This window comes from Adhaeribacter terrigena (assembly GCF_016623615.1).
Taxonomy (GTDB): domain Bacteria; phylum Bacteroidota; class Bacteroidia; order Cytophagales; family Hymenobacteraceae; genus Adhaeribacter_A; species Adhaeribacter_A terrigena.
In genome coordinates this window covers 116321-140314 of the sequence record NZ_JAEHFX010000007.1, presented here as the reverse complement: position 1 = coordinate 140314, position 23994 = coordinate 116321, and the positions used below count along the sequence as shown (strand labels likewise).

Genomic DNA, 23994 nt, shown 5'->3' with positions numbered 1-23994 from the left:
AAGTTAAAGGTTGTTAAAACTACAAAAAAACCTGGACCGGAATAATTTCCAGCCCAGGTTTTTTTAAAAACGCTATGCTTTTCTGGTTAAAAACTCTGCTTCATACTTTTTCAGCCTTATTCGATAGCGTTTACAAACCGGAAACTTTCGCCGTCGAACAAACCTTTGTCGCTTAGTTTTAACGCCGGAATTACCAGCAAAGCCATAAAACTCAAAGTCATGAACGGCGAAGCTAAGCTGCTGCCCATGGCTTTGGCCATCGCATCGATCTGCGAATATTGCTGCGCTACTGTGTAACCGTCTTCGGCGCTCATAATGCCAGCCACCGGCAAGGCCAGCAGTTTTTCTGCCGGACCATCTACCGCTGCCACGCCGCCTTTGGCTTTAATAATGAGATTTACCGCCCGGCAAATGCTTTCGTCATCGCAACCCACTGCCACAATATTATGCGAATCGTGCCCCACGGAAGAAGCAATGGCGCCGGTTTTCAATCCGATATTTTTAATGAAAGCCATGGCCGGTTCGGCGTTCTGGTAACGATTCACCACAGTAATTTTCAGCACATCGTTGGCTACATCGCTTACCGCGTTGCCATTGTCAATTTTAGCGTTTTGCCAGAGTTGGTGCGTTATGAGTTGCCCGTCGAATGCTTCGATCACCCGCACTTTTTCGCCTTCGGAAGCTACCATTTTAAACTGCTCCGGCTTTTTCAGATCGGTATTGAAATTGTTTACCAAGCTGCTTTCCGCAAACTGAATATTGGTTTTGCCGTTTTCCGCTACCAGGTTGCCGTTTATGTAGGTTTGCTTTACTTCGAAATCCTCTAAATTATTCACTACAATAAAATCGGCCGGATCATTTTCGCGCAGCAAGCCTACTTCCAGTTTGTAATGTTTCACCGGGTTGATACATGCCGCTTTCAGGATTTTGAACAGATCAATGCCTTTGGCCAACGCGCGTTTTACCAGTTCGTTGATGTGGCTTTCCACTAAATTATCCGGGTGTTTGTCGTCGGAGCAGAACATGATCATGTCCGGGTAATCGTGGAGCAGATCGATCAGGGCTTCGAAGTTTTTAGCCGCGCTGCCTTCCCGGATCAGGATCTTCATGCCGTATTGGAGTTTGTCGAGCGCTTCTTCTTTCGTGAAACATTCGTGGTCGGTGGTCATGCCGGCTTCGATGTAGGCTTTGGCCTGTTCGCCGCGAAGGCCGGGCGCATGGCCGTCAATCTGCTTGCTGAATTTCTGAGCCAGGGTAATTTTCTGCATTACTATCGAGTCGTGGTTCAGCACCCCGGGCCAGTTCATCATTTCGGCCAGGTATTTTATTTCTTCCCGCTGGAAAAGCTCTTCAATGTCTTCGGACGTGATCTCGGCGCCGGCCGTTTCGAATGGCGTAGCTGGTACGCAGCTCGGCGCGCCAAAGTAAAATTTAAACGGAACCTGCGCGCCGTTTTCGAGCATGTATTCCACGCCCTTCAGACCCAGTACGTTGCCAATTTCGTGCGGATCGGAAACCGTAGCTACCGTGCCGTGCACTACGGCTAACCGGGCAAATTCGCGCGGCACCAGCATAGAACTTTCTACGTGCACGTGCGCATCTATAAATCCGGGTAAAATGAATTGATTTTCAGTTGTTTCCCCGCGCACAATACTGGCAATTTTGCCGTTTTCCACGTGCACGGTTCCGCGGTAAACTTCCTGATTTTCAATATCTACGATCTGGCCGCTCAGGCTGAATGCTCTTCTGTACATAAACACTGGGTCCGTATATTCCGGGTTGTTTTACGTGAATAAAAAGGTAAATTAGCGTATCTTTGGGGAAAATTCCGCGCGTATGAGGAAGTTATTTTCATTTTTAGTATTGCTGCTCACCGTTACCTTACTGGTTTCGGCCTGTAGCCGTTCGCCTTACAAAAACCGTAAAGCGCCCAAGGCCGGCAAACCCATTCCGTGCCCGATGAAAGACTGTTAGTTGCTCTCACCCAAACAAATGAACTTATGAAGAAAATAGTTATTGCCATCGACGGACATTCCTCCTGCGGCAAAAGCACCACGGCCAAACTCGTAGCCAAAGAACTCGGCTACGCCTATATTGATACGGGCGCCATGTACCGGGCCGTAACGCTCTATTTTCTGAACCATTTTATAGACGTAAACGACGACCACGGCATTAAACTGGCGCTCGAGAATATTGAAGTTACCTTTAAGCATAACCCGAAAACCGGCCGCAACGAAACGTTTCTGAATGGTTTGAACGTGGAAGACGAGATACGGAAAATGTACGTAACTGAAAAAGTAAGCGAAGTAAGCGTAATTCCGGCGGTGCGCCACGCCATGGTTAAAGAACAGCAGCGCATGGGCCGCAAACGCGGCGTAGTGATGGATGGCCGCGACATTGGTACCACCGTTTTTCCGGATGCCGAGATCAAAGTTTTCATGACCGCCGATACCTACACCCGCGCCAAACGCCGTCAGCAGGAATTACTGGCCAAAAAGGAAATGGTGGACTTGGATGATATCATCGAGAACCTGAAAAAACGCGACCATATCGATTCTACCCGCGCCGAAAGTCCGCTGCGCCAGGCTCCGGATGCTGAATTGCTCGATACTTCATTTATGACGATCGATGAGCAGGTAGATTTCGTACTGGATAGGGTAGCTACAAAAGTGCTTAGCAGAGAATTTTCCGAACAGGAATAGTGTTGTAAGACTCAGAATGGAAATTGTAATCGATAAAAATTCCGGCTACTGTTTTGGCGTAGAATTCGCGATCCAGATGGCTGAAGACGAAATGCAGGAAGTAGAAGAGCTTTATTGCCTTGGTGATATTGTGCACAACAGCATGGAAGTGAAGCGTTTATATGAAAAAGGCCTGCGCATTATAGACCACGCCCAGCTCAAAGACCTGCACGATTGCAAAGTCCTGATCCGCGCCCACGGCGAACCACCCGAAACCTACCAGATCGCGCTGCAAAACAACATTGAACTCATCGATGCTTCGTGCCCGGTAGTGTTGAAACTGCAGAACCGCGTAAAGCACGCCTACGATTCTACGGTGCAGCAAAACGGCCAGATCGTAATTTACGGACAGCAGGGCCACGCCGAAGTGATCGGTATTGCCGGCCAGACCCGCGATGAAGCTATTATCGTTACCACCGAAGAAGACCTGGTTAAGATCGATTTCAGCCGGCCGGTTACGCTTTTCAGCCAGACCACCAAAAGCACCAAAGGGTTTTACCACATCAAAAGCCTGATCGAAGAACGCATTCAGGCCGCGCAGGGCACCATAGAAGAATTCGACGCCAACGACAGCATTTGCCGCCAGGTAAGCAACCGCGAACCGCACCTGCTGAAATTCGCCAAGGAATACGACGTAATTGTGTTTGTAAGTGGCAAAAAAAGCTCTAACGGCAAAGCTCTTTACTCAGTTTGCCTGAAAGAAAACCCGCAAAGCTACTTCGTAGAAAACGAAACCGAACTGGAAACCTCCTGGTTTAAAAATGCTGGTTCCGTAGGTATTTGCGGGGCCACTTCCACGCCCATGTGGCTCATGCAGCAGGTTGCCGACAGAATAAAGGAGATCAGTTTGCAGGAAGCATAAAAAAGCGCTATGCTTTTTGCTCTCAAAACTAAAGAAGCCAACGTAGCGCAGGGTTTAAACCCTGCGCTACGTTCTTTTTAAAAACGCTATCCTTTTTGCTCGAAAAACTAATATTGCCGGAAACGTATATAAACTAGTAACTTTAAGCCTTGCTTTTGCAGGGCTTTTTGTTTGCAATTGCTGTATTTCAGTTTTTTTGAATTACCCGCAAAAAACAACCTTGAATGCTGTCCTGATACTTGTGTCTTGATACTTACATCTAAAAATGAAACGCTTTTTTAAATATTTCCTGAACGGTTTTCTGATCATGGCCCCGATCACGCTTACCGTTTACATCATTATCGCTTCTGTAGCCTGGCTTGATGCCATGTTCGATATTGGAGAAATGCCTTTTCTGGGGCGCATTCCCGGCCTGGGCATTTTTATGGTGGTTGTATTGCTCACCGTAGTCGGGTTTCTGGGCTCTACGTTTATGGTGCGGCCGTTTCTGGTAATTACCGAACGCATTTTTGGCAAAGTGCCCATTGTAAGCATTATTTACTCCGCGCTAAAAGACCTGTTCGATGCCTTTGTGGGGGATAATCAGAAATTCAACTGCCCCGTAATGGTAAAAATGCAGGAATCGCCGGAAGCGCACCGCATGGGTTTCATCACCCAGGATTCGATGGCCAGCGTGCACCGCGAAGATCTGGTAGCCGTATACTTCCCCGATTCTTACAATATTTCGGGTAAACTCTGGTTCATTAAGCGCGACAACGTGCGCTACCTCGATCTGCCAAGTTCCGAAGTCATGAAATTCGTGGTTTCCGGCGGCGTGGCGAAGTTGTAATTGTTAATTGTTGGTTTTCGAAAGAAAAACAATAGCGTTTTGGATATGAAGAGATGTAAAACTTTACGTTTCAGCGCATTTCAGCATTGCAGCACAGCACTGAATGAATTTGAGAAAACTTCGATCTGTACGCCACATTAGCACATTTTCATATTAAAAAACAGCACATAAACCCATGCCTTTCATAACTGAAGGAAAAACCCGGCTGCATTACCAGAAACTCGGGCGCGGGCCGCGGGTGTTGCTGGCTTTTCACGGTTTCGGGCAGGATCTTTCGTTTTACGAACCGGTGGCCGAAGCGCTGAGAGGCATGTACACCATTTACGCGTTCGATCTGTTTTTTCACGGAGAAAGCTGGCTGGCCAAAAACCACGAACCGCTCACCAAAGAATTGCTCACGCATTTGCTGGAACGCTTCCTCGAAGCAGAACAAATCGATACGTTTTCGGTAGCCGGTTTCAGCATGGGCGGGAAGTTTGCTCTAACGGTTCTGGAGGGTTTTTTCGATAAAATCCATAGCGTTTTTTTAGTCGCACCCGACGGCATTAAAACCAGTTTCTGGTACAACGTAGCCACCTATCCCAGCTGGCTTTCGGGCTTTTTTAAACGGACGGTGGTAAAGCCCCAGCCTTTTTTTCGGTTTGTAAACACCCTGAACCGCTACAAACTTATGCACCCCAGCATGCTGCGTTTTGCCGCGTACCAGATGAACAGCCCCGCCAAACGCCTGAAAATTTATAAAAGCTGGACCGGTTTCCGCCTGTTGCAATTCGATCTGCCGGCCATGATCAATTTGCTCAACCGCACCGAAATTCCGATGGTAGTTTTCCTGGGTACTTTCGATAAGATCATTACTGCTGAAGGCATACAATTCTTTACCAACGCCCTGAACAACTGCCAGGTAATTACGCTCAAAACCGGCCACAGCCATTTACTGGCCGAAGTGGGGAATTATCTGAAACAGCACCCGGATCTGCGGAAGTAGTTGTTTTGCTTTTTATTAGCACGGATTTTGAAAACGGTATGGTAAGAGCACAAAAAAGTCAGGCCGTTTCAAAGCAGCCTGACTTTTATACGCGCAAACGGTAGCATTTTCTGCTGGTAGAATTTACGGCCGGGCCGGTTCCATATTTACCGCCTGCATCTCGCGTTTTACCTGTAAATTCCGGAACAGGAAAAAACGTTTGTCAATTTTCAAAGCTTCGAACGTGAAGGCGACCGGGCGTTGCTGTTTATCCAGCAAGGTAATGGTTACCGGTATCACGTTCGGGATTTTAGGCCGGTGCCCGGTAGCAGTACTAAAGGTTGCCAGTTCGGGCATTATCGAATCGGCCGCTAACTGGTTTTGAACGTTGGCAAGGTCTTGCTTAAAGCTGTTTTCGAGTTGGCCTACATTTACCGTTTCAACCAGTTCTTTGGTTGGTTCGGGCGTAAGTTTGTTCTTTTTTACCTCTTTCAATTCCGCTTCGCTGGGCATAAAGATCATTAAACGCTCGGTGTCGCCGGTTTGCATCGCGGTGTGAATTTCCTTGCCCAGTTCTTTTACGCTGGCTTTACCCCGCGTGCTGGGCAGCGGTTTTTTCTTCGCAAATAAACCCGGACTCATCTGAGCGGTTGCATTTTCAAAAGTTGCCAGCATGAAAGTAAAGCTGAAAACCAAAGTCAGGATCCTTTTCATAGTTTGTTTTCGTTATAGTTTTTAGATTGGTCTGTTTTAACTATACGAAGTTGAAAAGGCTTGTTTTTAGCTTATCTGAAGATATGATTGGTATTTTCCTGATATAAGTAATTTCAAAAAAGTAAACAGCTTAATTCTGAGGGTGAAATACCATTTGTTTGAATAAAAAATAATTCCCTCTGATTCTGATAACTTCAAAAAGCAGCGTACGCTGGCCGCCTGCCGGGTTGGCTAACGTAATTTCTGCACGATAAAGCAAAGGGTTTTTCCGGTCGCGACGGGTTGTTTTGGCATTGGTAGGTTGCCATTCAGACCAGTTAATGGTATTCTGGATGGCCTGCTCCGAGATGGAATTAAAGTCGCGCTGCATGTTTTGCCTGATGCTGTCCGGTGTCGTTCTTTCCAAGAGCAGCCGCATATCTTCCGAGCTTCGCCGTTTCAGTACTTTCAGTTCAGTATCGCCGGGCAGGTAATTTTGCAGTTCCTGAAACTGGTTGTGTTGCAAAGCATTAAAAACGGCCTGCCCTAATTCCTGGATGGTGGCAGCTCCCCGGCCTTTTTGCACATCTTGTGCCTGCGCGGTAAACATAAAAAGCAAGCAGGCGGCAATCAGAAACGGTAGCTTTTTCATGATAAAAACTAAAAGGTTTGCCTTGGCTATACGGTTACAGGCTTAAACCGATTGCCTGAGCTGAAGTTTTTTAGAAGGCTGCTTAGCGCTAGAAGCGGGTTGCCGGAAATGCAGTGCCGGCGGCTGCCTGGCCGGTATAAAGGCCGAAAGTTTACTGATAACCTGCATAAAACCGATGAAAAAGCGAAGCAGCTTCAAAAACGGTATGGTTTTGGCCCCAAAAACTAAAAAAAACAGCAAATTTTATCGGGGAAACCTTTCGGAAAGCGTATCTTCAAACCTGAAACCACAATTTTGCCCATGCACAAACGCCCCAAAAAACGCACCATCGGCCGCCGCGAACTGGTCGATTTTCCGGAACTGGAGCTTTTTGAAATTGAAGCTAAAATAGATACCGGCGCTTATACCTCGGCCCTGCACTGCACCGACATCCGCGAAGTAAAACTCGAAGACGGCAGCATCGTGATCCGTTGCCGGTTCATGGACGAAGACCATCCGCATTACAACAACAAAGTTTTCGAATTCCGCGAATTTGCCTTGCGCGACATTAAAAATTCCTTCGGCGACGTGCAGCAGCGGTACGTGATCAAAACCGCCATTCAGGTTTTTGATAAGATCATCCAGGCCGAATTTTCTCTTTCCGACCGCAGCGATATGCGTTACCCCGTGCTCATTGGCCGCGTATTACTCAACCGCCATTTTATAGTAGATGTTTCCCGGAAAAATGTGGCTTATAAACGCCGCTTAAAACTGGAGCAGAAAAAGCGCGAAGCCGGTTTATCTTAAAATTTGAAGCCGCTGATTACTGCAGTTTATAAAGCAATGCATAGCTGAAATAATGATCCACCCGTTTTAAGATCCGTTCCGGTTGGGCCGGAATTTCTGCAAAAGCCGGATCATGAATGCTGGCTACTATCCAAACCTTTTGGTAACCCAGGCGGCGCAGGGAATCAAGTTTGGTTGTTAAAGGTTTGCCGTAACCCAGTTTGGTCAGATCCATATGTTGCACGCGAAGCGGCGTTTGGTGATGTTGAGTATAATAGCGCACCACCGGCAGCACATCATCAGAAGCAATAATTACTTCGCCAGGTTGTTGCTGGCGGGCAATAAATTTCAGGCCATCCCGCACTTCGGCAAAATCGCTGTGGAAGGCTTTATTGATGGCCGTAAGCTCCTGCGAATTCCCTAGTACAACCAATACCAGAATGGTGTTTATGCCGGAAACGAGGCGGTTCTTAGCAAGGCTTTGTAAACCCAGAAATACCAGCAGGATAAGCAGCGGCATAAAAAATAACGTAAGCCTGGCCAGCAGCGAATAATATTTTAAAGCCGAAGCCGTAAAGCAAAAAAGAATGGGCATTATAAGCAGCCACAAAATTAACTGGTAACGCGCTTCTTTCCGCCGGATCACGAGTTGCCATAAAATAGCAGCTAAGGCAAGGCCGGTCAGTATTTTGGCTATTGCCGTTTTTCCAATGGCTTTTGAAACGATGCGGCCTAATTGGCTGCCCAGTAATTGCAGATCGGCTATATTTTGTGGCGGGAAAGCCAGGAAATAATCACGGTGATAATTCTGAAGATAATCGGATTGGGCGTTATGCTGTAGCAGCAGCAGGAAGTAAACCGCAAAACTGGCAACCCAGCAGCAACCGGCAAAAATCCTTCCCCAAAAGGCGGTTTTGCTTTTCGTTTGCCAGCTTTTTATGAGCCAGTAAATACCAATTCCGGCCAGCATAAACACCGATGGCATGGAAAACCAGGTAATTACCGCCCCGATCAGGCTCCAGAGAAGCGTATTCCGGTTAAAACCGTTTGGCGGAGGGATACGGAAAAAGAGCTCCAGCAAAAGCAAGGTAGCCAGGCCGTCGGCTGCGTATTGCTTGCATTGCGTGGCATAATCTATAAAGATCTTTCCGAAGGCGAGGAAGGCTAAAGCGGCGGTTGCGGCCGGCAGATTGAGAAAGCGAAGGCTGAGGCCGTAAAATAAAAGCAGCGTGGCAATGCTGCACAATAAGGGAAAAAGCCGGGCCGATAATTCATTATTGCCAAACAGATCGAGGCAGGCTTTTACCATTACCGAAAAAAGCGGCGGCGCGTATTGCTCATAATCCAGGTTCTGGAAAAGGCCGCCGTAAGACCTTTCTACATAATTGCGTATAAGGTTTGCTTCGTCCAGCAGAATGGGCCGTTGCTGCCACCAGATCGCCAGCCGGAGTAAAATACCGGCGGCCAGCACCAGCCACGCCAGCTTTTGCCAGAATCCGGGCGTTAGCGACAGGGTAGGAAAGTGTTTTGGATAAACATTCATCCGAAAAAAGAATTAAGAATAAGTTGGCAAGGCCGCCTCCGGAGCAATCCGGATACCGTATATTTGCCCGTCAGATCATTTTTCAAAAGTAGGCTTTTAAATTTTTAAAAATGATCTTTTACGGACATGAAACCGGCCGCCTAAATTTCCGATAACTGAAAAAAACTCAACATGAAGATTGCGATCCTTTCGCGGAATGCTAAATTATACTCCACCCGCCGTTTGGTGGAAGCGGCCCAACAACGCGGCCACGACGTACTGGTGCTCGACCATTTAAAATGCGACCTGATCATAGAAGCCGGCGACCCTTATATTATGTACAAAGGCGAAAAGCTGACCGGCATCGATGCCATTATTCCGCGCATCGGCGCTTCGGTTACGTTTTACGGCACGGCCGTGGTGCGCCAGTTCGAAATGATGAAAGTGAAAAGTCCCGTAGATTCGCAGGCCATTGTGCGGTCCCGTGATAAGCTGCGCTGTTTGCAGATCCTTTCCAAAGCTGGTCTGGGCATGCCCAAAACAGCTTTTACCAATTACGGCGTAAAAGTAAAGGAACTAATAAACCAGGTAGGCGGCGCTCCGCTCGTAATTAAACTGCTGGAAGGCACGCAGGGCTTAGGCGTGGTTTTAGCCGAAACCGAAAAAGCGGCTGAATCGGTAATTGAAGCGTTCCATAATTTAAAAGCCCGCATCATTGTGCAGGAATTTATCCGGGAAGCCAACGGTGCCGACATCCGGGCTTTTATTGTGAACGGCGAAGTGGTAGGCGCCATGAAACGGCAGGGCAAAGAAGGTGAATTCCGGAGTAACCTGCATCGTGGCGGCACCGGCAGCCTGGTAAAACTAACCCGCGCCGAAAAAGCTGCAGCTTTGCTCGCAGCTAAAACCCTGGGCCTGGACATTGCCGGCGTAGACATGCTGCAATCGAAACGCGGCCCGCTTATCCTGGAAGTGAATTCTTCGCCGGGGCTGGAAGGAATCGAAAAAGCCACCAAACTCGACATCGCCGGCAAGATCATTGAGTTTACCGAAGAGTTGGTAGTGAAGAAAAAGAAGAAACCAGCCAAAAAGACCAGCCCGCATTAATTTGCATTTAAAATCCCGCTGCCTGTAAAAAGGAGCGGGATTTTTTCTTTAAAAACGCTATGCTTTCGGGCGGAAAAAGTGCCAGTTCAAAGCCTTCCTGCTCGCAAGCATACCGTGACTTTATCCTGCCCAAACCCTACCGTTTTTTTCAAAGCCACTAAGGGTCGTTCACGGAAAACTTGTCTGAGGATTTAGTAGAAATTGTTAACTTGTGATGAATTGTTAAAACCGGCGGAAGCCATGCAACGTTTCGGCCGGTTTTAACCTCATTATCAGGTAACTGTTGCCTTGCTCAACTACTTTTTCCTTTAGAAATGATACCGTTTTTTACGCGCCTTCACCTGTTTCGCAAACCGGGTAATCTGCTGGCTTTTGCATGCCTGTTCCTGCTGTTAAGTCCGGGTGCCGCCTGGGCCCAGCAGGCAAAATTTACCATCAACGGCTTCGTGCGCGACAAGCAGACCGGCGAAAACCTGATCGGCGTAGGTATTTTCAACCCGAAAACCGGGCAGGGCACCACCACCAACAATTACGGTTTCTACAGCATCACGCTGCCACAGGATTCTATCAGCCTGATCGTTTCGTACCTGGGTTATGAGCGGCTTTCCTTTAATATTTTTCTGAACCGTGACCTGGAGCAAAACTTCAACCTGACGGCCAACAACGAACTAAAAACGGTAGAAATTGTAGGCACCAAAGAAGAGAAGATCCGCGAAAGCACGCGCATGAGTACTATTTCGGTGCCCATTGCGCAGATTAAAACGTTGCCGGCTTTGTTTGGCGAAGTAGACGTTTTGAAAACCCTGCAGCTGTTGCCGGGCGTGCAAAGCGGGGGCGAAGGCAGCACCGGTTTATACGTGCGCGGCGGCAGCCCCGACCAGAACCTGATCCTGCTCGACGGCACGCCGGTTTACAACGCCTCACACCTGTTCGGTTTCTTCTCGGTTTTCAACGCCGACGCCCTCAATAACGTGGAGCTGATAAAAGGCGGTTTCCCGGCGCGCTACGGCGGCCGGCTTTCTTCGGTGCTCGATATTAATATGAAAGAAGGCAACATGAAGGAATTTCAGGGCGAAGCTTCGGTGGGTATCATTGCTTCAAAAGTTACCCTGGAAGGCCCGATCAAAGAAGATAAAGCCTCCTTTATTGTTTCGGCCCGCCGCACCTACATCGATATACTGGCCCGGCCTTTCATGAATAAAGAGAACGGCGTTTTCGGGTATTATTTTTACGATCTGAACGGCAAAGTCAATTATAAGATCAGCCAGCGCGACCGCCTGTATTTAAGCGCCTACACCGGCTACGATAAATTCTACGGCCAGTTCGACGATTCGGAGCTGGAAGATAAGATGCACGTGGGCTGGGGAAATTTAACTTCCGCTTTGCGCTGGAACCGCATCATCAATAATAAGCTTTTCGCCAATACGCATTTAACCTACACCAAATACCAGTTCGATATCGGCAACGAGCAAACCACCCAGTTCCGCAACGATCGGGGCGAGCTGGAAACCGAGAAGTTCTCGCTGAATTATTTCTCCAACATCCGCGATTTTAGTTTGAAAACCGATTTCGATTATACGCCGAGCACCAACCATTACATCCGTTTCGGCGCGCAGTATATCAAGCACAGTTTTAAACCGGGCGCGTTACAGATAGAAGAATCGAACCCGGAACCGGGCGCGGCCAACAATAATTTCTTTTCCCAGACCTTGGGCCACGAAAGCGGCGTTTACGTGGAAGACGATATAAAAATTACCGACCTGCTGAAAGTGAATGCCGGTTTGCGCCTGGCCGGTTTTTACGTAGACAAAAAGCTTTATCACTCGCTGGAGCCCCGCGTTTCGGCCCGGTTCATTTTAAATGAGAATTGGAGCGCCAAAGCTTCTTACGCCCGCACATCCCAATTCATTCACTTACTTACCAACAGCGGTATCGATCTGCCAACCGACCTTTGGGTTCCGGCCACCGGCAAAGTTCGTCCGCAGCTCGCCGATCAGGTGGCCCTTGGCGTAACCCGCACCTTATTCGACGAAGCCGTGGAAGTAAGCATCGAAAGCTATTACAAAGCCATGAACCACCTGATCGAGTACAGCGAAGGGGCAGACTTTTTAGGAACTACCGATAATAACTGGCAGGATAAAGTTACTTCCGGCGAAGGTTGGAGCTACGGTACGGAGTTTTTTGTGCAGAAGAAGCTGGGCAAAACCACCGGTTGGGTAGGATACACGCTGGCCTGGGCCAACCGCAAATTCCCGGAGCTGAACGGCGGCGAAATGTACCCTTATAAATACGACCGCCGCCACGATATTTCCATAGTGGTTTCGCACCAGCTGAAGGACAATATTACAGTTTCCGGAACCTGGGTTTACGGCACCGGAAATGCGGTCACCCTGGCCGAAGCCCGTTACGGCATTGGCAGCTACAACACCATAGAAGACATCGGCAGCCGCAATAAATTCCGGATGGCGCCTTACCACCGTTTAGACCTGAGTTTAAACCAGACCAAGAAGAAAAAATGGGGCGAAACCGTGAACAGCTTCAGCATTTACAATGCATACAACCGCAAAAATCCCTATTTCCTGCGTCTGGAAGAAGGCTACGATACCGGCAATGGTCGCCCGACGGCGGTTTTCAAGCAGATAAGTTTATTCCCGATCCTGCCGTCTTTCTCTAAAAGCTTTAAGTTTTAAAAACGCTATGAAAATGTTGCAAAAAACTGCTCAACTGGCGGCCGCCTTTCTGGCTGTCATCTCGTTTTCTGCCTGCGAAACCGTAGTAGAAGTGCCCATACCGGCGCATACGCCTAAATTAGCGGTGCGCTACATGTTGCCCGACCAGGAACCCGATACCTTGTTTTACCAGTTATTTCCGCAGTACCAGCCTTACATAAACCACAGCCAAAGCATTTATTCCGGTGCAGAACTGAAAGGCGTGAACGATGCGATGCTTACGGTAACCGACCAGCATGGCAATGTGGTAGAAACCTTTAAACGCAGCAACGGCTTCGGCTATGGCGCTTCTGACGATGGCTATTACGAACCTGTTACCCGTTTCAAAGCCCAGCCGGGACAGAAATATACCCTTTCCGTTTCTGCCCCGAATTACGAGACCGTAACCGGAAAACTGACCATGCCGTCGGCGCTTTCCGGTTTACGGGCTTCTTTTCAAAAGATAAGTGCTGAAGAGCCGGGCGGAAATTTTGCCATAGTTCAGGGACGCGTAAGCATCAGTCTGCCCGATAACGGTTCTGAAAATAATTACTACGTCCTTTACGGCGTATTGCTCGATGACCGTTACGTGGCCAACGGCCGGGATGTATTTCAGGAAGAAACCGATGAAGATGCGGCTTTGGTGGGCAACGAATTTCAAAACATCCATTTTTCCCCGATCCTGTACGGCGACGCCAATCCCTTCGACGACAAAACCTTTAACGGCAACACCGTTAGCTTTACCCGCAAGGCCATGCTCTACTACGGTAAAGCTAATACACCACCGCGTTACCTCCGCATTTATGTGCACAGCATTACCGAAGATACCTTCAAGTTCCTGAAAAGTCTGAAGATGTATAACGATAACGGCAATAATCCTTTCGCAGAACAAACCCGCGTGCTCGGCAATCTGGAAAAAGGTTACGGTTATTTTGGTGGTTTCACCAGCACGTATTTCGATATAGAATTGCCGAAGTAAATGCAGCCAGTTTAGGAAAGTTGTCTGAACTAAAATTTTCAGGGTTTTATGATTTGGAGAGAACTTGTAGGGACAGGTTGCGACCTATCCGCACAGTATCCGATCAATATTTGTCTGAACACGATTTTAAGGATTTTTGGGATTGGCAGGATTTTTCGTTTGTCTGAATCAGGCTTTACAGAAACGAAGTTGGGCGTAGCCAATTAAAGAATTTTCAGAATCGACCTTATTTAAATAACTAAATCAGCTGCTTTTGATCAGATAATGTAGTCAACGACCCCCAACCCCTCCTGTCCAGGCGGGGAGCTATTCGTAGCCAGCTTTAATTTTAGAAGCTATTCCGCAATCCAAAGAATATAAAATGCTATGCTTTCATTCTTAGAAACTCAATGGAAGCAGGAAGCAAAAGCTCCCCTCCTTTCCAAGGAGGGGTTGGGGGTGGTTGTTTCACGCCTATCGCCAGCGCAGCGTTTCCTGAAAACCAAGGTCTGAAGAAAACTAAACTAAAAAGAAGCGGGCTACAAAGGAGCATGATACCAGTTTCTGTGAGAGCGGCCTCCAAGCTTACCGGTGCCTTCAGGCAGCCCGGTAGGGCAGGTAAGGTTGCAGCCGCGAACGCAGAAACGAAGCCACCCGGCTGGAGGGAGAATGTTTAATTAATAATTAAACATTAATAATTAAGATCTGAAGCTCGCTATAAAAAAGGTATCCTTTCTGACCTGAAAACGCAATAGCAAACATTACTACCAACGTGATGAGATCTCTCCTATCATCGAGATGATAGATAAAATTTCAAAAGAAAAAAACTAAGATCTAACCCTTCCTGGCTTCATTTACGCACAGAAAACAAAATAAAAAACTAAAAAACATAGCGGACAGAGATCGCCCCATCTACACCCGCAGCTTCCCCACCAATTAAATTCAGGTACGGTTTTACGTCGGCGCTTATGGCTAGCGGTACAATTCCTAAACCATATTCCAGGCCAATAATGCCATCGGCGCCAACAGTTACAAAGTTGCCGGAGCGGTTATAACGGTTATTGTCGGGCTCGTAATATTCGTTGTATTTGAAATAGCCTACGTGCCCGCCACCGCCATAATACCAAAGCAACCTTTTGGCTTCAAAAGCATTACGGTGAAACTCGTATAGAAACGTACCAGTAACGCCTTTCCGGCCCAGGTGGCTGCCCACTATAATTTCGATAGCATTACCTTCGCGCATAAAGTGCTTGCCGGTTATGCCAAACTGATTGCCCAGCCGGAGCCCTACCGCGTTGTAATATTCCACGATCGGGCCGCCGTTCAGGTTGCGGACCTGGCCTTTTTGCTGTTGCTGCGCCTGACCTTTAAAACCAAGCAAAACCAACATGCCAATGCAGAAAATGATTTTTAAAAGCGACGCGTAATTTTTCATAAACCTTGAAGAGTTAGGCATTTGTACGCAAAAAATCTTTTTTCGGGTAGGTAAAAAAGGTATCTTTTTGGGTCTGAAAACTAAAAGCTTTGCCGACGTTTATTTTTTGTAAGATTGCAGGTAAGCTTCCTGCGAAGTGCGCCGCCCGATGAGCCGGAAAAAAGAAATAAGCTGCTCTTTATCCTGCATTAATGCCCGGGCAAAAGCGTCCTTTTTAGGATTGTCTTCATAATAGCGCACATATTCTTTACGCACCAGTTCTTTGCCCGGTAGTTCCTCGGCGCAGGTTATTTCTACCAGCCCGGTTTTTTCCCAGAGTTTTTTCCACCAGGCTATAGAATGAATGAAATACCAGTAATGCTGAAAATCTTTGCGCAGAAAAGGCGGCACCTGTTTCAGGGTTTCTATTTCGCGGGTAAAGCACACATCGGCAATGGCAATCACGCCGGCGGGTTTCAGGAAACGGCAAATGTAGGGCAGGTATTTTTCGTCGGTACCGAAATAGGTGTAAGAATCAACTACCATAACGGCATCGAAATAATTTTCCGGGAAGGGCAGCGCCCGGGCATCGGCCTGGATCGGGAAAACTTTGTCTTCAACTTTGCCTTCTTTTATGCGCTCCAGGTTTTCGGTGGCCGAAATGGCTTCATCTACTGCCCACACCTGCACGCCAAATTCGGTAGCCAGAAAAACCGAGCTGATGGCTTTGCCGCAACCCAGATCGAGCACGCGCATGCCCGGTTTCAGCTTTATTTTTTCGGTTAAACTTTCGAGGTTAAAAAGTACGTTTTCGCCCATAGAGTGCTGCTGCACCCATTGCGGATCGTAAGTAGTAGCCCGCGGAAAATGCGCACGTAAGTTTCGGGAAGCCATGATTCAGGTTATCGGTTTGCATCCGGCAGTACGCAGCACTGGAGGTTTGGGTTAGTTTCTAATGATTTAATGGTTGAATGGTTGAATGGTTGAAGGAGGGAATGAGAGAATTGGTGATTGAGTGAATTGTTGGATTTTCGAATTATTGCAGTGTTGAAGGTTGAAATGGTAGAATTTGGAATTATTGATTTCAGGAATTTTGTAGAGCAGAAAACGGTAGGGTTTGAGGATAAAAAACTAACCAGGAAAATGTCGTTTTCATGTTCTGAAGAATTCATTGCCGTCTGCTTTAGCTAACGGATATGCTGGCTGAAAAAATGGCTTTAGCCGAAATGCCGGATTGAATTTAGGCTAAAGCAGGAAAATGGAAAAGTTTTTTTCCGTCAGCTAAAGCAGACGGCAATGAATTTCGCAAAAACGGTAGGGTTTTACAGCTGAAAAGTCATGCGCTACTTCTTCATTTAACCATTCAACCATTCAAAATTATTCCTTAATCACCTCTCCGGCTTTTGCGATCTCATCCGATTCGTGGATTTTTACGCCGCCGCCGCTTTCCAGGGCCGTTTGCAGCATGGCTTTGGCTACCGAGCGGGCCGGTACGGAACGGTATTTTTCCAGCGGGCCCAGCATAACCGGGTTCAAAACGGAAAACACCACTTCGCCGATTTTTTCGCCCAGGCGTTTTTCCTGGCGGTCGCCGGTAAGCAGGGAAGGGCGGAAAATATGCACGGCCGTAAAAGGAAGCGCTTTAACGGCCTTCTCCATTTCACCTTTTACGCGGTTGTAATAAAATTTTGAGTCCGGATCTGCACCCATGGCTGAAACTACCAGGAACTGCCGCGCAAAATGCCGGGAAGTAGCTTTAGCCAGTTCTACTACGTAGGTGTAATCTACTTTATAGAAATTTTCCTTCGAGCCGGCTTTCTTCATGGTAGTGCCCAGACAACAGAAAATATCGTCGGCTATCAGGTTATTGGTTACGGCTAATTTCTCAAAATCCACGATCTTTTGCTCGAGTTTCGGATGTTCGAGTTCCAGATTGCGGCGGCCTACGGAAATAACTTTGTCGTAATGGTTGCTTTGCAAAAGCATGCGCAATAAATAACTTCCAACCAGGCCGGAGGCTCCTGCGATCAGAGCGGTTTTCTGTGGCACCATAAGTTTCTTAATTAATTGAAATAACCTTTAAAGCCTAATTACCTCAAAAATGTCGCGAAAGTTATCATTACTTTTTCAGTCCGAAACCCTACCGTTTTAAAAGCAAAAAACCTCACTGGTCCATTAAAGCGGTGAGGTTTTTTGCAGATATAATTCCGGAATTATTCTTCGCCGGTTAACGTAATGCGGTTTGGTTCCAGGCGAACTTTACCGGCACGGTAAAGCGTGCCAATGGCTTTTTTAAAGGTCTTTTTGCTCATGCCAAGTACCGCATAAATATCCTGCGGATCGCTGCTGTCGGAAAGGTTCAGCGTGCCGCCTTCGGTTTTTAGTTTATCCAGCACCTGCTGCGAAGCATCCTGCACTTCGGCAAAACCGGTTTGCTGCAGGCTTACGTCAATTTTGCCGTCTTCACGGATCTTCCGGATAAAGCCTTTGGTTTCTTCGCCCATTTCCAGGTTCCGGAAAACTTCGTTGTGATATAAAACGCCGGCATATTTATCGTTGATGATCACATTGTAACCCAGTTCAGAAGCGCTGGTAATGAGTAGTTTTACCGCCTGGCCTTCCTGCAGTTCATCGTCTACGGGTTTCAGGTATTTATTAAGTTTGGCCGAACCCACAATGCGGTCCGAAGATTCGTCGAGGTAAATATAAACCACGTGTTTTTCGCCGGGCTGCATAGGTGTGCGCTGGTTATGGAAAGGAACAAACAGATCTTTCTCCAGGCCCCATTCCATAAACGCCCCGATCTTGCTCGAATCCTTCACTTCCAGGGCAGCAAACTGCCCTACGGTAGCTTTCGGTTTCAGGGTGGTGGCAATCATGCGGTCTTCGGAATCGCGGTAAATAAAAACGTTCAGCTTATCGCCGAGTTCTAAATTTTCCGGCACGTATTTGATCGGCAGCAGAATTTCGCCGTCTTCCGAATCGAGGTAAACGCCAAAATCCACAAATTTCACTACTTCCAGTTCGTTGTAATTCCCGATCGCGACCATATTTAATTGTTAAATTGCTAAATGGTTAAATTATTAATTGATCTAACCTGAAATTTGAAATTGCGTGCTTTAAAAGAAAATTGCTTAAAAAAATGGTATGGTTTCACCCTGAAAAACTATGTACTAAAAACCATTCAACCATTTAGCAATTTAACCATTAAGCCATTTAAATTAGTCCCGCAGGCTTTTGGGCTCTACCCAGGTATCGAGCTTTATTTTTTCTATCAAAAGATAGTTTTTGAACTGGTGGATCAGCTTGCTCATTTCGCGTTCGCGGGCTTCCATTTCAGCCAGTTCTTCGTCGGAGCTTTGCAGTACCGGTTCCAGTTTGGCCAGGTTTTCGAGCATCATGTCGCGGTTATAGGCGGCCACCTGGCGGGCTTGCTCCGTTTCGTTTTCGTCCTGCGCGGCGGCTTCCATATCGGCTACTACAACTTTTAAAAACAGTACCAGGTCCCAGGGGTTATTGGGGCGGTTCCAGGTAAAGGCAATGTTGCAGCGGCGGCATTTATAGCGGTTCGATTTCCAGCCCTGTTCATTCTTTTCTACCGTTACAAATTTCAGGTTTGCGTTGCTTTCGCATTTCGGGCAGGCCGCATTGTCTTTCACGATCGTGTTCAGCTGGTCGCGTTTTTCCAGTACGGCATCGCGGTTGGCGGCATGTATATAAAGGCTTTCTTCCAGTTTCTGGCAGGAGCTGGTAACCTGTTGTTCTTCTTCGCTCAGAGCACCTTCTTCTATCAGGCGTTCAGCCCGTTTCCGGAAAAAGTTTATGAGTTTAATTACTTCCCGTTCGTTTTCTTTCAGGTTTTTCATACCGTAATTTTTCTTCGCTTCCAGAAACAAAGATACGCAATTAATACGGGCAAAAACGGTAGGTTTTTAAAACAAAAACTGCCCCGTGGTTTGCAGGGCAGTTTTCAGATCGAAATCAGCGCCAGGTCAATTCTTAGTATTTGGTTTTCGAATTACCCATGCTGCCTTTCGTTTTCGTTTCGTCATCGTCTACTTTTATTTTGCCTTTGCCTTTTTTGGCCTTACCGTCTGCCTGCATGTTCGGGTGGTGGTGCATAATTTTGCCATCCATGGTCAGGTGGTCGCCTTCGTGCAGCATCATGGTGGTGCCATCGGCCTTTTTTACGTTACCGTCTTTCATAACCACCATGCCGTTGCTCAGCGTCTGGTCTTCGGTTATTACAGCCGCCACGCCTTTGTTTACCATCATCAGTTTACCGCCTTGCATCATAATGCCGTCTTTCATAGCGGGGTTTTGCATTTGCGGATTTGCAGACATCGAGCCTTTGGCTTTCGCTTTTGTTGTTGTTTCCTGCGTGGTTTGCGCCTGCACAAATGCGCTGCTCAGCACCAAGGCAAACAACATTGATAATAACTTTTTCATGGTTTTCTGTTTTTGGTTTGTAAGGGAATAGACACTGTTTAAACTATTGCCCTGCGAAAATGTTGCACGGCGTGTGGTTTAGGGCAGGCAGGAAAACATAAAACGGGAAACGGGAGTAAAACAGGTGAATTTAAATACGCTTACTTCTTACATAAAAACCCCGAAAAAATGAATGCTCAAAACCAAAGACCTTTAAGTCCTGAAGAACAGGATGCCGAATACCAGCGCCAGGAAGCCATTCGTTTAGCCAACGAAGGATCCACCGGCGAAGCCACGCCACCTGATCTGAGCCCGACGTCGCACCGCCGCGGTTCGCCAACTTCCGACGAAAATTTTGACGGAACCCGCGCCGCCAACCCCGGTAAAAGCCTGGAAGACCGCGATACCAACGACGGCGACGCCAATAACGAGAACGACTAAATAAGCGCTGGAAAAAACGCTATCCTTTTCAACCAAAAAACTAAAATTCTGAAAGCCATGGCCGCCTTAAATAATCCCGACGACAAAGACCAGATAACCAACGCCGACGAAAGCAAACGTTTGCCTGACGATAACCCTGAACCGCTGGAAGACATTAAAACCGACGAACTGGACCTGAAGCCCGAAGGCACGGTGGCGGAAGGAAATGTGGCGGCCGAAAAAGAAGAAGATACGCGCAAGCTCGACGGCAGCAATGCCAATAACCTGCGCACCAAATAGCAGAAACGGTAGGGTTTCGGGTTGAAAAACTCAGCTATGCCGGAGCCAGTGCAACGCTTCTTCCCGGGTTTTAAAATGCCCGATCGTTATGCTTTCCGGGTCTATTTTTTCGGTGATGTTGTTAATGGAGATCTGATTGAAAATATAATCTGATTCTACAATGGCGCAATACCGGTAACCGGCTACCACCGCGCTGGGAATCCAGAAATTTTCGATCCAGGCGGCGTCTTCGCTACCAATGGTTTTCATGCGGCGGGCATCGCATAGTAGTTTGCTGATTTTATGTTTGCGCATCAGGTGCAGCGCGTGCTGGTGAACCTCCCGGAAGCCTTTGCTGGGCAGCAAACCTTTCCAGGTCATGACCAGGCATTGGTTGTCCGTATCATGCTCCAGGGTGCAGCACTCATTCTCGAAACAAACTACTAGGGTTGACTGCATAATACCTCGATTAAGGGTGAGATGTAACCAGGTTTCTGAAGTATAAGATTTAAAGTTGGAATTACCATAAATCTTGTCATAAAGTTAAAGTTAATTTTTAGAAATACAAGTGCTACTGCGTTAAAAACCGGTAGCCGGCTGTTAACCAGCGGGGAATTATTTCCACAACCGCAGGCGGCCGGAATCGTTTACAGTAAGCATATTTCTTTACCAGATCAAAACTCAAAATTTAAACTATGAACCGTAATAGAAATTATGACCAGTCCCGCAATTGGGATGAACAGAATCAGTACCCGCAGAACCGGAATTCCGATCAAAACCGGAATAGCGGTCAGAACCGGAACAACGATCCGCAACGTCGGCAGGAAGATATGTGGCACCCCAACCGCATTGATTACCGCAACGACGAGCGCGAAAGATTCCGGGGTGCTTACCGCTTAGATAACAGCCCTGAAAACCGCGATACCTACCGCAACCTGAACCAGGAAAATTACGGCCGCGATTACAGCTACGGCCACGCCGGTAATTCGCGCAACGGCGCCGACCGCGGTCGGCACCAAAGCGATTATGGCACCGGAGCAACGTACGGAGCATCGCGCAATGCCGGTTCTATGGGCAGCTACGGCGGCGCCCAGGGCTTCGGCTCGGCCAGCAACGGTTACAATAACGAACGCTGGGCAAGCGGCCACCACGAGCCTGCACCGCGTCCGCGCCACCAGGTTTACGGCGCTTACCGCGATAGCAACAGTTTTGCGCCCGGCGAGCGCGAAAGTTACGATGGAAGTTCCCGGTACGGATCGCAGGGTGCTGATAATACCCGCGGCTGGCGCAGAACGGAAGAAAGCGAACAAAGACAAACCGGCCGTTACAACCGTTTTACACCTGCTGAAGACGATTCGCGCTACGAAATTTACGATACTTCCGAAAGCCAGTATAACCGCGGTAACTACAATAATTCTACGCAAGGCAGCATTACCGATGACCTGAATCTGCGCAGCCACCAGGAATTCTCGCCTTACGATAATTACGGTTCGCGGCAGCGCGCCCGCAACCGCCAGGGCAGTGGCTACGACCAGGATATGTATTCCGGAACCTCAGATCTGGATTACGGAAACACGGCTACTCCTTTCGAAAGCGAAGCCTACCCAAGGAACCGCTATTACGATCCGATTTCCGGCAACGCCTGGAACCCTGGTTCGGAACGATAATTTCAAGATTGTAACGGTTAAAAACGCTATGCTTTGCGCATAAAAAAGTCACTGCCGGCGGCAGTGACTTTTTGTTTATAAAACTGTACCGTTTTTACTTAAAATTTCAGAAACGGATTTCCATTTTTATATCGGCGCGCTGGTAATCGTTGGGCGGTAAAGGCACTTCCTCGAAGCCCAGTTTTTTATAAAGGTTCAGGGCCGGCGCGAGTTTTCGGTTCGAGAGCAATTCTACTTTCGGGGCTTTTATTTCGCTGGCTTTTTCGAGCGCAACTTTGCCCAGGGCGTACCCGATCTTCAGGCCTTTGGCTTTATCGGTTACCGCCATTTTTGCCAGCTCAAAAGAACCATCCGGGTTTTTAATTAATGCAACCGTGCCCACAGGTTCTCCGTGCAGCAGCGCCATAAAAATATACCCGCCTTTTTCCAGAATATACCTTTCCGGATTCTCGAGCATGTTACTATCGGCAGCTTCCAAAGCAAAGAATTTCGTGATCCATTCGTGGTTCAGGTCCCGAAAGGCTTCGCGGTGGAGAGTTTGGTAAGCTATAATTTCGACGTTTTCAGGTAAAAGCATGCTTGAAATATTTTCTGCAAAAGTAATGTAAAAGCCGCAAAATACGGGAATTGATTTTCCTTCACATATAAGAAATTGCTAAGTTAATTAGTTTTTACGGTAGTTTTAGAAATATTAACAGGTAGCGCTAAAATAATTGGCTTGAAAATACTTTTAAATTTAGTAAATCCGTAACTTTAAGCATGGAAAAAAAGGACGAACTATGGAAGGGTAGAGGCGCGCAATTCGATCCGGCCAATAAATTTCAGAAGCAAGCTTACGTAACCGAACACCTGGAGGGCCTTGATGAACCCTGGCTGGCAGAAGCGCCCAAAACGGAATATTTTACCGAGCTGCCCAAAAAGATCGTAAACAAAATAAACAGCCCGGATCTTGGTTTAGGTTATTCGCTGAATCCGTACCAGGGTTGCGAGCATGGCTGCGTATATTGCTACGCCCGCAATACGCACGAGTATTGGGGCTACGGCGCCGGCCTCGATTTCGAAACCAAGATCATCATAAAAGAAAATGCGCCGCAGGTTCTGGTGAAACAACTCGAAAACCCGAAATGGGAACCCAAGCCCATTATGCTGGCCGGCAATACCGATTGCTACCAACCCATAGAAGCCAAAAAACAGCTTACCCGCAAAATTCTGGAAGTGCTGCTGCGCTACAAACATCCGGTCAGCATCATCACCAAAAACGCCCTCATTCTCCGCGACCTCGACCTGCTGCAAAAACTCAATGCCCTGGACCTGGTGCACGTAAATATTTCCATCACCACGTTAAACGAAGAACTGCGCCGCAAACTCGAACCGCGCACGGTTTCGGGTAAAAAAAGGCTGGAAGTGGTAAAGCAGTTAACCGATGCCGGCATTCCGGTAAACGTGATGCTGGCACCCATTATTCCGGCCCTGAACGATTACGAAATTCCGGAACTCATGCGCGCCGCCGCCGAAGCCGGAGCCAGCAATGCCGCTTACACCATTGTGCGGCTGAATGGCGCTGTCGGCGCTGTTTTTGAAGATTGGGTGCGTAAAGCCTACCCGGACCGGGCCGAAAAAGTATTGTACCAGACCGCGCATTGCCACGGCGGAAAATTAAACGACAGCCGTTTCGGGACCCGCATTATTGGCGAAGGAAATTTTGCGGCCAATATTGCCAATCTTTTCCGAGTGAGTAAGAAAAAATACCTGGCAGGCCGCAGCATGAAACCCTACAATTACAACCACTTCTGCCAACTGACCGGCAAACAGCTCGGTTTATTTTAATAGCAGCAGGATTTAAATAAAATTAAAAAGCCATTACTGCGTTTTATATGTTTAAACGGAAGCCGGGATGGTACTTTTTTACTGGCGGCAGCTGCATTTTCGAAAAGAAAACGGTATGCTTTTGGCCTGAAAAACTGTTTAAGGTTTTGAAGATACTG

25 protein-coding genes are annotated in these 23994 nt (G+C 47.6%); 13 read left to right on the top strand and 12 right to left on the bottom strand.

Annotated elements, in window-relative coordinates; all coding sequences use genetic code 11:
• Positions 1-116: 116 nt before the first annotated feature.
• Entirely contained in the window at positions 117-1754 is a 1638-nt protein-coding gene (gene ade / locus I5M27_RS13790) for an adenine deaminase (protein ID WP_200506899.1), read from the bottom strand.
• An 82-nt stretch (positions 1755-1836) separates the two neighbouring features.
• Between ade and I5M27_RS13785 the strand changes: the two genes are divergently transcribed.
• The 5 genes from I5M27_RS13785 (at position 1837) to I5M27_RS13765 (ending at position 5417) form a co-directional block, all read left to right on the top strand.
• Positions 1837-1974: a hypothetical protein gene (locus tag I5M27_RS13785; protein WP_200506898.1), complete on the top strand. Its 138-nt coding sequence runs from the start codon at positions 1837-1839 to the stop codon at positions 1972-1974.
• Positions 1975-2000: 26 nt separating this feature from the next.
• A complete protein-coding gene (cmk, locus tag I5M27_RS13780; protein WP_200506897.1) occupies positions 2001-2702 on the top strand; it encodes a (d)CMP kinase in 702 nt (233 codons plus the stop codon).
• A 16-nt stretch (positions 2703-2718) separates the two neighbouring features.
• Positions 2719-3603 (top strand): 4-hydroxy-3-methylbut-2-enyl diphosphate reductase, encoded by an 885-nt coding sequence (locus tag I5M27_RS13775; RefSeq protein WP_200506896.1) that lies wholly within the window; start codon positions 2719-2721, stop codon positions 3601-3603.
• A gap of 265 nt (positions 3604-3868) precedes the next feature.
• On the top strand, positions 3869-4432 hold the full coding sequence (locus I5M27_RS13770; protein ID WP_200506895.1) for a DUF502 domain-containing protein: 564 nt from the start codon (positions 3869-3871) through the stop codon (positions 4430-4432).
• Between the two features lie 175 nt (positions 4433-4607).
• On the top strand, positions 4608-5417 hold the full coding sequence (locus tag I5M27_RS13765; RefSeq protein ID WP_200506894.1) for an alpha/beta fold hydrolase: 810 nt from the start codon (positions 4608-4610) through the stop codon (positions 5415-5417).
• Positions 5418-5540: 123 nt separating this feature from the next.
• Here the strand turns inward: I5M27_RS13765 and I5M27_RS13760 are convergent, their stop codons facing one another.
• Together I5M27_RS13760 and I5M27_RS13755 are read right to left on the bottom strand one after the other, a co-directional pair.
• A complete protein-coding gene (locus I5M27_RS13760) occupies positions 5541-6110 on the bottom strand; it encodes a hypothetical protein (RefSeq protein WP_200506893.1) in 570 nt (189 codons plus the stop codon).
• Between the two features lie 130 nt (positions 6111-6240).
• The gene (locus I5M27_RS13755; protein ID WP_200506892.1) at positions 6241-6741 is read right to left on the bottom strand and encodes a hypothetical protein; all 501 of its coding nucleotides are present in this window, start codon (positions 6739-6741) and stop codon (positions 6241-6243) included.
• 300 nt (positions 6742-7041) lie between these two features.
• On the opposite strand from I5M27_RS13755, the gene I5M27_RS13750 reads away from it, so the two are divergent.
• Complete coding sequence (locus I5M27_RS13750) at positions 7042-7527, top strand: ATP-dependent zinc protease family protein (RefSeq protein ID WP_200506891.1); 486 nt, start codon at positions 7042-7044, stop codon at positions 7525-7527.
• A gap of 16 nt (positions 7528-7543) precedes the next feature.
• On the opposite strand, the gene I5M27_RS13745 is transcribed toward I5M27_RS13750, so the two are convergent.
• A complete protein-coding gene (locus I5M27_RS13745; RefSeq protein ID WP_200506890.1) occupies positions 7544-9049 on the bottom strand; it encodes a glycosyltransferase family 39 protein in 1506 nt (501 codons plus the stop codon).
• Positions 9050-9220: 171 nt separating this feature from the next.
• On the opposite strand from I5M27_RS13745, the gene rimK reads away from it, so the two are divergent.
• From rimK to I5M27_RS13730, 3 genes are all read left to right on the top strand, one after another.
• Positions 9221-10135, top strand: coding sequence for a 30S ribosomal protein S6--L-glutamate ligase (rimK, locus tag I5M27_RS13740; protein ID WP_200506889.1), 915 nt, complete (start codon positions 9221-9223; stop codon positions 10133-10135).
• A 314-nt stretch (positions 10136-10449) separates the two neighbouring features.
• On the top strand, positions 10450-12825 hold the full coding sequence (locus I5M27_RS13735) for a TonB-dependent receptor (RefSeq protein ID WP_200506888.1): 2376 nt from the start codon (positions 10450-10452) through the stop codon (positions 12823-12825).
• A gap of 13 nt (positions 12826-12838) precedes the next feature.
• On the top strand, positions 12839-13822 hold the full coding sequence (locus tag I5M27_RS13730; protein WP_200506887.1) for a DUF4249 domain-containing protein: 984 nt from the start codon (positions 12839-12841) through the stop codon (positions 13820-13822).
• 859 nt (positions 13823-14681) lie between these two features.
• On the opposite strand, the gene I5M27_RS13725 is transcribed toward I5M27_RS13730, so the two are convergent.
• From I5M27_RS13725 to I5M27_RS13700, 6 genes are all read right to left on the bottom strand, one after another.
• Complete coding sequence (locus I5M27_RS13725) at positions 14682-15236, bottom strand: hypothetical protein (RefSeq protein ID WP_200506886.1); 555 nt, start codon at positions 15234-15236, stop codon at positions 14682-14684.
• 99 nt (positions 15237-15335) lie between these two features.
• The gene (locus tag I5M27_RS13720) at positions 15336-16109 is read right to left on the bottom strand and encodes an SAM-dependent methyltransferase (protein WP_200506885.1); all 774 of its coding nucleotides are present in this window, start codon (positions 16107-16109) and stop codon (positions 15336-15338) included.
• Positions 16110-16592: 483 nt separating this feature from the next.
• Complete coding sequence (locus I5M27_RS13715; protein ID WP_200506884.1) at positions 16593-17267, bottom strand: oxidoreductase; 675 nt, start codon at positions 17265-17267, stop codon at positions 16593-16595.
• A 161-nt stretch (positions 17268-17428) separates the two neighbouring features.
• On the bottom strand, positions 17429-18265 hold the full coding sequence (locus tag I5M27_RS13710; protein ID WP_200506883.1) for a CvfB family protein: 837 nt from the start codon (positions 18263-18265) through the stop codon (positions 17429-17431).
• A 171-nt stretch (positions 18266-18436) separates the two neighbouring features.
• Positions 18437-19081 carry a hypothetical protein gene (locus I5M27_RS13705; RefSeq protein ID WP_200506882.1) on the bottom strand — a complete coding sequence of 215 codons (645 nt, stop codon included), beginning with the start codon at positions 19079-19081 and terminating at the stop codon, positions 18437-18439.
• A 133-nt stretch (positions 19082-19214) separates the two neighbouring features.
• Positions 19215-19664 (bottom strand): DUF6799 domain-containing protein, encoded by a 450-nt coding sequence (locus I5M27_RS13700; protein ID WP_200506881.1) that lies wholly within the window; start codon positions 19662-19664, stop codon positions 19215-19217.
• Between the two features lie 168 nt (positions 19665-19832).
• Here I5M27_RS13700 and I5M27_RS13695 point away from each other — a divergent pair, with 168 nt between their 5' ends.
• Both I5M27_RS13695 and I5M27_RS13690 read left to right on the top strand, forming a co-directional pair.
• A complete protein-coding gene (locus tag I5M27_RS13695) occupies positions 19833-20084 on the top strand; it encodes a hypothetical protein (RefSeq protein ID WP_200506880.1) in 252 nt (83 codons plus the stop codon).
• A 57-nt stretch (positions 20085-20141) separates the two neighbouring features.
• Positions 20142-20363: a hypothetical protein gene (locus I5M27_RS13690; protein ID WP_200506879.1), complete on the top strand. Its 222-nt coding sequence runs from the start codon at positions 20142-20144 to the stop codon at positions 20361-20363.
• 30 nt (positions 20364-20393) lie between these two features.
• Here the strand turns inward: I5M27_RS13690 and I5M27_RS13685 are convergent, their stop codons facing one another.
• A complete protein-coding gene (locus tag I5M27_RS13685; RefSeq protein ID WP_200506878.1) occupies positions 20394-20801 on the bottom strand; it encodes an STAS/SEC14 domain-containing protein in 408 nt (135 codons plus the stop codon).
• 236 nt (positions 20802-21037) lie between these two features.
• On the opposite strand from I5M27_RS13685, the gene I5M27_RS13680 reads away from it, so the two are divergent.
• Positions 21038-22009, top strand: a complete 972-nt coding sequence (locus I5M27_RS13680; RefSeq protein WP_200506877.1) for a hypothetical protein — start codon at positions 21038-21040, stop codon at positions 22007-22009.
• 106 nt (positions 22010-22115) lie between these two features.
• On the opposite strand, the gene I5M27_RS13675 is transcribed toward I5M27_RS13680, so the two are convergent.
• Positions 22116-22586: a GNAT family N-acetyltransferase gene (locus I5M27_RS13675; RefSeq protein WP_200506876.1), complete on the bottom strand. Its 471-nt coding sequence runs from the start codon at positions 22584-22586 to the stop codon at positions 22116-22118.
• Between the two features lie 182 nt (positions 22587-22768).
• Between I5M27_RS13675 and I5M27_RS13670 the strand changes: the two genes are divergently transcribed.
• Positions 22769-23836 (top strand): PA0069 family radical SAM protein, encoded by a 1068-nt coding sequence (locus I5M27_RS13670; protein ID WP_200506875.1) that lies wholly within the window; start codon positions 22769-22771, stop codon positions 23834-23836.
• The last annotated feature ends 158 nt before the right edge of the window (positions 23837-23994 follow it).